Genomic DNA, 13,565 nt, shown 5'->3' with positions numbered 1-13,565 from the left:
CTTAGTTACGATAAAAAACACTACTTATTGATGCCTTAATACCGCGGTCTTCTTCGGCTGTGATCACAAAATCAAGTTGGTTGAGCTTATTTGGTAAATCATAGCCATCTGCAACCACAGTGACCGGGATGCGCTTCATTTGACCAGGCTCGACAGCTGTAAGTTGAGGGCTCTGTAACTTAGCCACATCAAGACCGGTAATCGCTACTCGGTAATGCAGTAACTGTTGTGTTTTATTAATTATTGTCAAGGTGTAAGGGTTTTCAACTAAGCCCTCATAATTTACTCGATATAATGCATTACGATCACGCAGTACTGACACTTCGATTGGCGTGCGTTGAACTAACCACGCTAACATACTGACCATTAATAAAACCGTGAGTGCGCCATAACCAACCAGTTTCAACCGGTATGGATTAGTTTGCTCGCCAGCCATCTGTTTTTCGCTTGCGTACTTGATCAAGCCTTTTTGATAGCCAAACTTATCCATTGTGTCGTCACACGCATCGATACATAAACCACAGTTAATACATTCATATTGTAAGCCGTTACGAATATCAATCCCTGCAGGGCACACTTCCACACATAAATTGCAATCTACGCAATCACCTAAATCTAACGCTTTAGGATCGGCCTTACGTTTACGTGGACCACGACTTTCCCCACGCGCACTATCGTAAGTGACAAGTAATGTATCTTTATCAAACATTACAGCCTGAAACCGTGAGTATGGACAAGCAATGGTGCACATTTTTTCTCTTAAGAAACCGGCATTTCCATAAGTACAAAAGGCAAACAAAAATACCCAAAAACTAGTAATGCCCGACCATTGCAGAGTAAACATATCCCCATACAAGCTTTTAGCCGGAATAAAGTAAGCCATAAATGACGTTGCTGTAAACAATGATATGATTAACCAAGCGCTATGCTTGATTGTTTTTTTCTGCCATTTTGATAACGTCCACGCGGATTTATCTAACTTTATACGTTGATTACGTGTTCCCTCTATACGTTGCTCCACCCATGAAAACATCAGCATCCAAATTGTTTGTGGGCATGTATATCCACACCATACCCGGCCAAGCCAATTGGTAACAAAAAACAACGCAAAAGCGCCTAACATAAATAACAACGCCAAGATCATAAAATCTTGGGGCAGTAAGGTCAGCCCAAAAATAGCAAACTTTTGACTCGCAACATCAAGCAATACCGCTTGCTGGCCTTTGTATGGGATCCAAGGAATAAGAATGAATGTAAGCATGAGTAACCAACCAAGGTTACGGCGAATACGCTGGAAAAATCCTTTTTGCTCACGGATATAAATAGGCCCTTCATGCTTATAGGGCTTGATGATCATATCTTCTTCTTTAATATCAAATTTCATAATAACTACTTACTGTGACGGTTAGGCCTGTAAGTTTGCAAGTTTCAGACCAAACTGAAATTAAATTAAGCAACTGAATATTAATGAATTTTTATTTAATAAATTCGCTAAAATCGCGATATTTAGCGAGTATCGTGATATTTAACGATTTTTACGGATCATCAACTTGCGCATTTTTGATCGTAACGTACTCTCCGGCATGCCTAATTTAACTGCCGCGCCTTGACTGCCAGAAATTTGCCAATTTGATAGCTCTAATACTGCGATGATATGCTGTCTCTGCGCTTCGTCAAGGCTCAGATCCGTGTTTAGGTTAGCGCTAGCATTGGCATCAAGTGGTTGCGATAACTGCAATACAGACTGCTTTGATAAAATAGCCTCTCGCTCTAGTACATTCTGTAATTCACGAATATTACCCGGCCAATCATACGCTTGTAGCTGTGTTATGGCTTTCTCACTGAGTCCTTTGAGCTGTTTACCAAGACGTTTATTTAATTGTGCAATCAAATTACTACACAAGTATGGAATATCTTCTTTACGCGCTTTCAGTGGTGGAACTGTGATTGGAAATACATTTAGTCGATAATATAAATCTATTCTAAAGCATCCTGACTGCACCATTGCCCATAAGTCACGATTAGTCGCAGCAATTACACGAATATTAACTTTACGTGTTTGGCTACTGCCAACACGTTCAAATTCATGCTCTTGCAATACCCGTAACAACTTACTTTGCGCTTCAAGAGCAAGCTCTCCAATTTCGTCTAAAAAAATGGTGCCATTATTAGCCAACTCAAAACGTCCTTTACGATGCTCCTTAGCCCCCGTAAAAGCCCCCTTTTCATGACCAAATAACTCAGATTCAAGTAAGCTTGGCGTAAATGCGGCGCAATTGACCTTAATAAAGGATTGCCCACTGCGCCCACTTAAGCGATGTAAGTTACGAGCGACTAATTCTTTTCCTGTGCCGTTCTCACCTAAAATCAACACAGTGCTATCGGTCGGGCTAACAAGTTTTATTTGCTCAAGCATGGTTTGAAATACGTGGCTTTTGCCTACCAAACCAGACTCTTGCCAATCTTCATTAAGTTCTGCTATCAAATAGCTATTTTGCTCTTTTAATTGCTCACTTAAGTGATTCACTTGCGCTAAAGCATCACGCAGTGCGTGCTCTGTCTGGTGTTGTTTTGATATATCGCGAAATATCGCGACAGCGCCGATCAACTGATTATTTTTATAAACGGGTGTAGATGTATATTCTACCGCAAAACAGCTGCCGTCTTTACGCCAAAATACCTCATCTTTAACATGCCGATGCTTGCCGTCAAACATAGTGCAATAAATCTGGCATTCATCTGCTGGATATGGCCGCCCGTCAGCATGACTATGATGATGGTACTGATGAATTTTTTTACCCAGCAACTCATCTGCATGCCATCCAGTCATGCGTTCAGCAGCGGGGTTTACAAATACCGCATTACCACTTAAATCAAAGCCATATATTCCCTCACCAACAGCGTTGAGTAATAAAGTTGGATCGTCTAAAAACTGTTTTATCATTGCTTACACCGAATTCGCGAAATATCGCGTTCATTATGCCTATAATGGCGAAGATTTGCACCCTAAGTGACTAAATCATACCGCTCATTAAAGCGAAACTATCCGTCGTTTTGCTTCATCATGAACCGCATCTAAAGTAACTGTAAGACTACAGCACTCATTATTAATCAATTGAAAATAATATTAATAAATACCCAACTATCATCAAGGAAAAGTTAATCAACTTGTAATTTTACTATATTAGCTTTGCAAATATGTATTAACTGCAGTGTCTGCACACTTCTTATTTAATTATTGCATAATCTTTGCTTACAATTTCATCTCTGGTAGTAGTTACATTCTTGGTTGTAACCGATTAAACTCAAAAAAAACAATATTGTAGGGATCACATGTCGTTAATTATTAACAACCTTGAAAAACACTATAAAACGGTTACTGCGGTTAATAAGCTGTCATTTGATGTGCAACCAGGAGAGATTTTTGCTTTACTTGGCCCCAATGGTGCGGGGAAATCATCATTAGTAAAAATGATCGTTGGTTTTTCCTCTCCAGATAGTGGCTCTATTCAACTCAATGATGCAGGACAAGCGTATTCATCTATTCCGGCACATTTACTGGGCTATCTACCAGAAGACCGAGGCCTCTATCCAGAAAAAACAATAAAACAAAATCTACAATTTTTTGCAGCATTACACGGCGTAAAAGATAGCGAATTTACGCAGCGCTGTGACTATTGGTTAGCTAAATTTAATTTAACCGCACGCTTGAATGACCCCTTAAAATCACTTTCTAAAGGGAACCAACAAAAAATCCAATTGATCACTGCAATTTTACATAAGCCCAAATGGGTAATTTTAGATGAGCCATTTTCTGGCTTAGATCCTATTAATCAGGAATTAGTTGTTGAATTTTTAGCGCAATTAAAACAGCAAGGCATGACCGTTATTTTAAGTGCACATCAGATGGCGATGGTAGAAAAACTTGCTGATCGGGTATTGCTATTAAATCAAGGTGAAAGTGTTTTATACGGCAAACTCAGTAATATACTTCAAAGCGCGCAAAATAATAGTATTCAAGTCGTATTCAACGATCCAATTAATCAAACTTACTTTGAGCAACTATGTGAACATTATTGTGTTGAGCAAATAAAAGCACAGCAACTAACTATCACCCTAAAGCAACACCAATCACTTAACCAGTTACTTCCTCAGTTAATCAGCATCGGGGAAATATGTGAACTCAAAAATAAAGCTCAGTCACTGCATGCAATTTATTTACACGCAGTAGCTGAGCATAACGCTAAACTGGATCAAGGAACGACGCTATGAATAAATCATCGCTTACACAGCAACAGCTCTGGATTGTTGCAAAATGGGAGTTCTTGCATTTTTTTAAATTAAAACAAGAAATTATTTCGAAGTTGATCATGCTCGCTATTGCTGGAGTTATTTATTTTTTTGCCACTGCAAACAGTCAACTTGAACAAGGTTATCATTTAGCAAGCAACCTCGAGTTTAGCGTCAAAACAGAGCCTACATCGACACAATTTAAGTTTACCAAACATGATGATTTAACTGCCATCATTGCAAATTTAGCTGAGGATACTGGCTATGATGGCGTACTTAAGTTTGACCAAGCGACTCACTCATATACGTTAATAACGGCTGTAAAATCAGCATGGCAAACAACATTGCAATCGCTCCTTAGAGCGCAATTGCAACAAGCTCAATTTGATAGCTTAGGCTTAAGCGAGCAACAACGACTAGGATTGACGAAAAATATTTCAATTGAACATAGGGTACTTGACGAGCTTTTGAAAAATCAAGCTGATCGTAGTCAAGCATACACAGCATTTGGGGTACTGATATTATTATTTGTTGCGATGTTTGGGATCTTTGGCCAACTCTTTGTCAGTATTACCGGTGAAAAGCAAAACCGCGTAACGGAGCAATTGCTAGCCACCATGACACCACAAACATGGATAGATGGTAAGCTACTTGGGCAAATATTACTTGCAGTAAAAACCATGATTGGCACCTTGCTATCGATTATTTTATCGATGCTATTTTTTACCGTTATCATTAAACAACAAGCCCTCAATTTAGACTTTATTAATTGGTCATTACTGCCTTGGTTGTTAGCCTATGCGATTGTAGGTCTTGGCATCTGCGCTGCATTTATGGCTGCGATCGCAGCGGGTATTGATGATCCTAATCACAGTAGTAAAAGTGCCTTAATGATGCTGCCATTGGCACCTATTGTGATTGCATTTTTTGTTATCGATGCACCAAACAGTGTTTTAACAATCGTGCTTAGTTACTTGCCGATCACGGCATTTGCGGTTATGCCGGTGCGCATGTCATTAGTTGAAATACCAATTTGGCAAGCACTCTTATCCCTGCTTCTCAGTATTGGCTGTTTTTATTACTTACGTATATTTGCCGCTCGTATTTTTAAAATGGGTATGAATATGTACGCAAAAGAACCGAGTTTAAAGGCTATGTGGTTGAGTATCTTTAAATAACAAAACATATAGGCAGATAGCGTTGCGTTATCTGCTATTTAATGATTGTGAGTTTTGCTATTTATAAAATCAGTGAGAGCAAATAGCACACCTGATATCACAAAAGTAACATGAATTATTACTTTCCACATCAATTCATCACTTGAGTGACTAGTAGAGCTTATAAACACCTTTAACAGTTCGACTGCAGAAATGGCAACAATTGCGCTGATCAATTTCATTTTAAGACCAGAAAAACCTACTTTACCCATCCATGCAGGGCGATCTTCATGATTACCAATATTTAATTTAGAAACAAAATTTTCATAGCCACTAAAAATAATTATTAATAATAATCCTGCCAGTAATGCGGTATCAACCAAGGTCAAAATACCCACCAGTAGTTGCTCATTAGTAGCGCTAAATGTATTTATCGCCATTTGATACAGGTATTTAAAAAACTTCAAAAGTAACAGTACAATTGCAACGAGTAAGCCTATAAAAAAGGGAGCTAGTAGCCAGCGGGCTCGAAAAATAAAGCTTTCAACAAACTGTTCTAGTTTAGATGCAACACGAGGTGTGGTGTCAGGTAGTTGGCTTTGAGACATAATTATTCCTAAATTGATAGCTGGCGTAAGATAGCATTGATTAACATAAGTTTCTCATTATTTTACCGTCTCTTATTACATTATATTTGTCTTTACGATAAAAATATTTCGTTATCTTTTATTGTCATTTCGTTTAAGAATCACTTACCAACAGCATGTTGCTTGATTGGATCACTGTTGTTTTTGAATATAAAACAGCAGTCACTACATTTTTTAGGAATACACGAATGAAAAAAGCATTGCTAGCGCTTATCGTAGCGCCATTATTTGCAGTTTATGCAACTTTTGCTGTTGCTGACGATGCTGTTGAAGCTTCCGCCGAAACAATTAAAGAATACACTGAGATGTGTTTAAACTGGGCTAAAGACGACGACATCAGCAATGAAGAGCTTAAACCATACGTACTAAAGTGCGTAAATGATGAACTTGAATCAGAAGGCTATAAAAAAGTCACTGACGTAAAAATCTAACGTCAAAAATGCCTCTAAAGGCATAATTTTTGATATAAAAAAACCGGAATTGACACAAGGGTGTGCATTCCGGTTTTTTTGTTTTCAGAGCTTAGTATTCTACTCAGCGTCCTTTTTTGTTTTTGCAGCGGCTTTTTTAGGTGCGGCTTTCTTGACTGTTGCCTTTTTAGCGGCTGGTTTTTTCTTAGGTGCGGCTTTCTTCTTTGCCTCTTCAACCCACTTTCCTGCATTGAAATGTGCAGTCCAGCCTGTTGCTTTACCGTCAACCTCAGTCATTACATATTGTTCTTTATTCTTACGGCTATAACGAACAATTGCTAAGTTACCATCAGGATCTTTTACTGGTGCATCAGCTAGATAATAAAACTTAGGTGAAATACGATCTCTAAAACGCTGTAACTCTTCCACTTTAGGGGCACGAGTTTCACGTGATTTAGGGAAGGTATTCGCTGCTAAGAAAATACCTGCAGCGCCGTCACGTAGCACAAAGTATGCATCCGATTTTTCACACTCTAATTCTGGTAACTGAACAGGGTCTTCTTTTGGTGGCGCTGCTTCGCCGTTACGCAGTAATTTACGGGTGTTTTTACACTCATCATTACTACAGCCAAAGTATTTACCAAAGCGCCCTGATTTAAGCTGCATATCTGATGAGCATTTATCACATTCAATGATAGGGCCATCATAGCCTTTAATTTTAAACGTGCCCTGCTCAACGACATAGCCCTTACAAGCAGGGTTATTACCACAAACATGTAATTTACGAGTTTCATCTATTAGGTATGAATCCATTGCCGTTTCACAAATTGGGCAACGCTTCATTTGCATCAATGTTTCGGTTTCGACATCTTCAACGTCAGCGGCAACCGCTTCATCACCTGACACTAAGTTCATAGTGGTAGTACAACGTTCTTTTGGCGGTAAATTATAACCTGTACAGCCTAAGAAAACGCCAGTAGAGGCTGTTCGAATACCCATTTTTCTGCCGCATGTTGGACAGTCAATATCAGTTTCGACCATTTCATTTTTACGCATCCCACCTTCATCTTCTTCACCACTGGCTAAAGTCAGTTGTGTAGAAAAATCAGCGTAAAACTTGTCAAGTACCTGTGTCCAGACACGCTCACCTTCAGCGATGTCATCTAACCGGCCTTCCATTTTTGCAGTAAAGTCAAAGTTCATCAGATCAGTAAAGTTCTCAACTAAACGATCGGTGACAATTTCACCCATTTTTTCTGCAAAGAAACGACGGCTTTCAACACGGACATATCCACGATCTTGTATCGTTGAAATAATCGATGCATAGGTAGATGGACGACCAATACCACGCTTTTCAAGTTCTTTTACTAAACTCGCTTCACTAAAGCGTGCTGGCGGCTTAGTAAAATGCTGTTTTGGATCAAGTTCAACAAGGCTTAATATCTCGCCTTCTTTAATAGCTGGTAGTGATTGATCTTCTTCGTTCTTTTTTCGAACTGCTGGTTGTACTTTAGTCCAACCATCAAAACGTAACACCCGTCCTTTGGCTCTTAATTGGAAATCGGCGGCAGTAACAGTTAATGTTGTTAAGTCATATTCAGCAGGGACCATTTGACACGCAACAAATTGACGCCAAATTAACTCATAAAGCTTTTTAGCATCCGGGTCTACGCCATCTAGGTGACCAGATAACACAGTAACACTTGAAGGACGGATCGCCTCATGCGCCTCTTGTGCATTGCCTTTTGAACTATAACTAATAGCTTCTTTTGGTAAATACTTATCACCAAACTGCTGCGAAACATACTCGCGACACATTGCAACTGCATCTTTCGACAAGTTGGTTGAGTCAGTTCGCATATAGGTGATATAACCTGCTTCATACAAACGTTGCGCTAACATCATGGTCTTTTTAACGCCATAGCCTAAACGCGTACTCGCAGCTTGTTGCATTGTTGAAGTAATTAGTGGCGCACTAGGACGACTTTTACTTGGCTTTTCCTCAACACTAACAACTTTATATTCAGCTTGCTCTAAAGATGCAGTAGCTGCCATAGCTTGCGCTTCATTGACTGGCTTAAAGGCTTTATCACCTTGCTTGAACACCTCTAAACGAAGTGCCGACTCTGTATTTTTCACATCGGCATGAATATCCCAGAACTCTTCAGGAATAAACGCTTTAATTTCACGCTCGCGCTCAACTAACAAACGTACTGCGACAGACTGTACTCGTCCAGCGGATAAACCACGGGCAACTTTTTGCCACAATAATGGCGATACCATAAAGCCTACAACACGATCTAAAAAGCGACGAGTCTGCTGGGCATAGACCATGTCGGTATTTAGCTCACCAGGGGCCTCAAAGGCGGCCTGAATGGCATTTTTAGTTATCTCATTGAATACGACACGCTTATACTTTTCTGGCTCTCCACCGATAATTTCTTGCAGGTGCCAAGCAATCGCTTCTCCTTCCCTATCCAAATCCGTTGCGAGATAGATTTGGTCGGCGTTTTCAGCGAGCTTTTGTAATTCTTGAACAACTTTTTCTTTACCTGGTAATACTTCGTAATGTGGCTCCCAGCCTTTATCTGGATCAATCCCCATTCGAGCTACTAAATTTGTATAATCACGCTGTTTTTTGTACGCGGCCTTTTCTTCTGGTGCCATTTTACGTACTTCTGCAGGTGTTTTTACAGCAGCCGTTTTGGTTTTGCCTGAACCGGAGGTAGGAAGATCTCGTACATGCCCAATAGAGGACTTGACGATAAAATCGTTTCCTAAATATTTATTAATTGTTTTAGCCTTAGCAGGAGACTCTACAATTACTAGCGATTTGCCCATAGTTGCCTATTTCTAACCAAGTATTTTAAATGTGTTTTGCCCATTTACGGGCGCGAATATTTATAGGTATATCTACAAACACCAATTGTTACAAGCTTTTAATACAAACTTTTCTGCTTTTAATGAATAATTAAACAATTATTGTCGTTAATTTAGACAAAACGGTGTTTTAAGGTATTTGCAGTGGAATATATAGAATAGCAACAAAAATGCCAACCTTATGGTTGGCATTTATTTTATTTAAATGTTTGAAACTAGCTAACCATCATCACTAATTTGTAATTGTGCAGTGGTATTGTTCTCTTTAGGCGAAGTAAATGAAAGCTTTAAAAATCCAATAGATTTTTTATTCGGCTCCGCTTCACGACTTATAGAAAGGCCAATTAATGCAGCATTTGTTGCTGAAGAATTGCCAATCACAAATCCGTCTGTACCACTGTAATCTCCGTTTTCTGTACTTATCTCAACATTTGTTTCCGCAGCTAACGGGTTATTGTAAATATCAGAGTAATAAAAATTAAAAGATAACGAAGCTAACTGAACACCCGAATCATAGCTTGCAATATTGAGCTCTGTGATATCACACATTTGATCGTTAACACTCTCCTCAAGACCAAGAATCACCTCAGATGTAGTCCCAACATCATATTGATTAGTGATGTTTTCACAGCTATCAATACTATTGGCTACTCCCAGAGCATTTATTGAAAGATTTCCAGTGGGATTACCAGCGTCATCTAACTCAATTTCAGCTAACGCCGCAGCAAACTTATTACGTAATGATTCTTTGTCAATTACAAAACGGTAATAAACTGTACTGCCGGACATAATAACTTCAAATGAACGGCGTACATCAATAAGCTCTTTATTACACATGTTAGCAGCCTGTGCTGCTTCGGTGCATAATAACCCATTATATTTGCCATCTAGTAATGTATGCATACCGTTAGAGTCTATATCACCTATTGGCTCCTCAAAATGGGCTCCGTTCGTTGCAAACTCACTACATGGATCAGTATCTGAGCCATCTGTACAGCTTTGTGCATCTTTAGTTAATGAAGCTGTCACTGGGTCATAAATTGCCGATAAACCGTCGTAAGTTCCGCTCTCATTATGATCAACGAACGCTTCATTTAAGTCATAGCCTGAATAGTATTCATTGCTATCGAATAGGCCATTACCATTAATATCAATAAAAGACTCTTGCCCTTTAGCTGTAACTAAAACTGTAGCACGTGCCCCAAGCGGTACACCTAATTCATTCGTGTTAGCATTCAAAATCCCATCAATACAAGGCGCAGGGTTATTCTTATATAAATCGCAGTTACGTGTTTCTTCAACCAATCCTGCAAAATTTGCATTTGCATTTAACTGAGTAAGTGTGACGGCATTACTTTGTACAAATGTAGGATTAGTAATGCCAACTATATCCTCCAAATATTTTGCTTTAACACGTAGCAACTTTTTAGGGTTGTAATCAGATAATTTATTTCCCCATTTATTTTCAGTAAATGGTCTAGGGTTCTGGCTTCGCCATTGCACTGTACATGCACCATCAACAGAGAGACACTCTAGTTGTGGATTGCCCTCTTCACCATCTAAAGTACCAATAGCGCCCCCCTCTGTTGTTAAATACACTGAGGTACCATCTGGAACCGGGTTATTAAAATGGTCTGCAATGAGCACTGTTATATCAAACGTTTCATTATCGTATTGCAAAGTCTCTGTAGCATAGTTAGTAATCGAAGCGGTAAAACTATTATTATCAGGAAGCCCTGTACTAATAGAGAGTAAATCAGACACGGTGATAATTTGCTGATCCAATGACACCAACGACAAGTTACCTGTTGGACAGCTTACTCCTTGGTCACGGTCTGCCTCTGCTTTTTGGCATTGCGTATATACATCTTGCCAGCAAGTTACATTATCATTTTGATCGGCTGGTATTTGCTCATCAGGAATAAAACATGCTTGCACTCGCACTGCCATCGGCACAAAACCTGAATTCACTTGAACTCGGGCCAAGCCAGCAGCATCAGTGTCAACACTATGATGCGATAAACTGATCCCACCATTAGTAGAAGTAAGACGGAAATCTAAGCGTTTACTCGTAACATCTTGGCCAATTTTGTCGATTAATTTAAATGTTAGTTCACTATTTTCTTTACGACCAACACCACCAGTACCCTTTAACGCAATTACATTTTGAGTCGCTGAAATAAATTCAATCGACGCCACATCAGCTTCAGAAACAGGAATATTAACTGACGCTATTTCGGGCGTGCCCCCTGTTAATACTGTTGCAATAACAGTATCACCTTGTGCACTTTTACAGCCATTTGTTCTATATGTTGACGTAGCAATACCACCAATACTGATCACTTTTTCATCAACAATTGATTTACCACTCTCAACACAACTTGATGTAAACTGAACATCAAAAGGCGTTACGATTAAATCATCATTAGTATCTCTAATTTCAACAGTTATAACGGTTGTTGCACCTGCAGCTAGAGGCTGATATTGACCCTCAATTGGATTACCTAAGCTATCTAATAAATTAGGCAAGCCATTATCTATTGATACTTTTAATTCTGCCGTACTAATTGAAAATGCTTTATTTAAGTTTGTATCTTTTGCTGTAGCAGTTAGAGTACCGGCTCCACTACTTGCTCCTGGTTGTAGTTTTAATAGCGCAAATCCAAAGTTATCAGTTAAGGCTTTTCCTGAATCAGGAAGTAATTGACCTAAATCTGTAGATAACTCAGCAATAATCCCTGAAATACCATCACCACTACTGGTGTCTACAACCTTAATGAGTACGTCAATAAGTGAATCGGATGAAAATGTATTGGTCACTGTACAACCACTAGAAGGGTCTAGCGGATTTAATGCGACAGTATTGCGATTTGTATCCCAATTAGCATTACACCCTTGGAGAAGTTTAATATCTAATTCTGCTTGAGCACTTTCAACCGGAGCATCGTCACCATTTGAAACAAAGCCAGCTGTTTTTGTTATTATCTCGTTACTTTCAGATTCATAGCTTGCAACAACTTGACCAGCTCCTTTGAAGTTGCCACTGCTTAGTGTTACTACGGCTACACCATTCTGATCAGTTAATGCAGTACCTAACTCTGGGGTGATTTTACCCGTGAATTTAGATGTAAAACTAATTAATTGAGAAGCAAGTGGCACACCATCATCTCTTAATGTAGCAGAAACAACACCTTTATTATCTTTACTAACCGGATTTAGCTCTGTAAATACTGCTCCATTTTGATCTAAGATATTTAGCTCTAGAGTTATAGTACCCGAGACCCCTGTATCACTACCCTGGCCACCCGTAGTCTGAAAATCAAAAGTTCCAGAATAAGACTCCCCACCGACATTATAAGTGGCAGTCACTTTACCTGCTCCCGCATCTTTACCTGCAGTAAGTTCGATTGTCGCAATACCATCATTTTGAGTTAATGCTGAGCCTGTTGTGGGCTGTAATAGGCCAATCCCATCTGTCAGCGTGAACAAAATACGCTTGCCAGCGACTATTTCGCCATTTTGCTTTAAAGTTGCTCTTAAGTCTAAAGGCGCTTGACTTGTTACACTATTTGAAATTGCTCCGGTATCTTGGCTATAGCCTTGAAGAGTAACTGTATAAGTGTCTTGGGCTGTACTGTCTTGATCACCTGTCGACGTAAAAGTAAAAGGCTCTGTGGTGTTAAACGTTTCACCATTAATTGTGACCGACGCATTAACGGTACCGGCTCCAGCTGTATTACCCACGGAAAGGTATATTTTAGCGCTACCATCAGTTCCAGTCTTGACAGTGCCTGATTCAGGATCAAGCTCACCATATCCGCCATCAGTAGTAAAAGTGACAATTACATTAGGTGCTGCTACACCATCTTTCAATAACTTAGCCACGAGCACTAAACGTTGTTCAGAAGAAACGTCGTTAGCAGCTTCACCAGTGGTTTCTGACAAACCATTAATACTTAGTGTATATGAAGGAGAATCAGTGCCCCCTCCATCAAGGCCTCCACCGTCCTTTTCAAGTGTTCCACCGCCACCACACGCAGTGATAAAAAAACTTAACAGTATGACACTGAGCCATCGCATTAAAGGCATTGCCCTCTCCCTAGCTTTGTTATTAATTATTTAAATAATACATTTACTCAATATTAACCTATAACACGCTTGGAAATCACAACTTTTATTTG

The 13,565-nt window shown here is 39.4% G+C and carries 8 protein-coding genes; 3 read left to right on the top strand and 5 right to left on the bottom strand.

Translation table 11 applies throughout. The annotated features are described in order from the left end of the window. Window position 1: 1 nt before the first annotated feature. Together ccoG and H5182_RS07370 are read right to left on the bottom strand one after the other, a co-directional pair. Window positions 2–1,384 carry a cytochrome c oxidase accessory protein CcoG gene (ccoG, locus tag H5182_RS07375; protein WP_145233771.1) on the bottom strand — a complete coding sequence of 461 codons (1,383 nt, stop codon included), beginning with the start codon at window positions 1,382–1,384 and terminating at the stop codon, window positions 2–4. A 141-nt stretch (window positions 1,385–1,525) separates the two neighbouring features. Then, window positions 1,526–2,944, bottom strand: a complete 1,419-nt coding sequence (locus H5182_RS07370; protein ID WP_182759810.1) for a sigma-54-dependent Fis family transcriptional regulator — start codon at window positions 2,942–2,944, stop codon at window positions 1,526–1,528. A 389-nt stretch (window positions 2,945–3,333) separates the two neighbouring features. Between H5182_RS07370 and H5182_RS07365 the strand changes: the two genes are divergently transcribed. Continuing rightward, window positions 3,334–4,272 (top strand): ABC transporter ATP-binding protein, encoded by a 939-nt coding sequence (locus tag H5182_RS07365; protein WP_149981041.1) that lies wholly within the window; start codon window positions 3,334–3,336, stop codon window positions 4,270–4,272. Further along, window positions 4,269–5,468 carry an ABC transporter permease gene (locus H5182_RS07360; protein ID WP_182759809.1) on the top strand — a complete coding sequence of 400 codons (1,200 nt, stop codon included), beginning with the start codon at window positions 4,269–4,271 and terminating at the stop codon, window positions 5,466–5,468. Before H5182_RS07365 ends, H5182_RS07360 begins: the two co-directional genes overlap by 4 nt. 38 nt (window positions 5,469–5,506) lie before the next feature. Here H5182_RS07360 and H5182_RS07355 read toward each other — a convergent pair whose 3' ends face one another. Beyond that, window positions 5,507–6,055, bottom strand: a complete 549-nt coding sequence (locus H5182_RS07355; protein ID WP_145233766.1) for a TIGR00645 family protein — start codon at window positions 6,053–6,055, stop codon at window positions 5,507–5,509. Window positions 6,056–6,282: 227 nt separating this feature from the next. Between H5182_RS07355 and H5182_RS07350 the strand changes: the two genes are divergently transcribed. Continuing rightward, window positions 6,283–6,525, top strand: a complete 243-nt coding sequence (locus tag H5182_RS07350; RefSeq protein ID WP_149981038.1) for a hypothetical protein — start codon at window positions 6,283–6,285, stop codon at window positions 6,523–6,525. Between the two features lie 99 nt (window positions 6,526–6,624). Here H5182_RS07350 and topA read toward each other — a convergent pair whose 3' ends face one another. Both topA and H5182_RS07340 read right to left on the bottom strand, forming a co-directional pair. Next, window positions 6,625–9,345 (bottom strand): type I DNA topoisomerase, encoded by a 2,721-nt coding sequence (topA, locus tag H5182_RS07345; protein WP_182734784.1) that lies wholly within the window; start codon window positions 9,343–9,345, stop codon window positions 6,625–6,627. Between the two features lie 258 nt (window positions 9,346–9,603). Further along, the gene (locus H5182_RS07340) at window positions 9,604–13,473 is read right to left on the bottom strand and encodes a hypothetical protein (protein ID WP_182759808.1); all 3,870 of its coding nucleotides are present in this window, start codon (window positions 13,471–13,473) and stop codon (window positions 9,604–9,606) included. Window positions 13,474–13,565: the final 92 nt, after the last annotated feature.

The organism is Pseudoalteromonas sp. SG44-17 (assembly GCF_014164235.1).
GTDB classification, from domain to species: domain Bacteria; phylum Pseudomonadota; class Gammaproteobacteria; order Enterobacterales; family Alteromonadaceae; genus Pseudoalteromonas; species Pseudoalteromonas rhizosphaerae.
The sequence above is the reverse complement of the archived record's forward strand: the minus strand, read 5'-3'. Positions and strand labels throughout refer to the sequence as shown.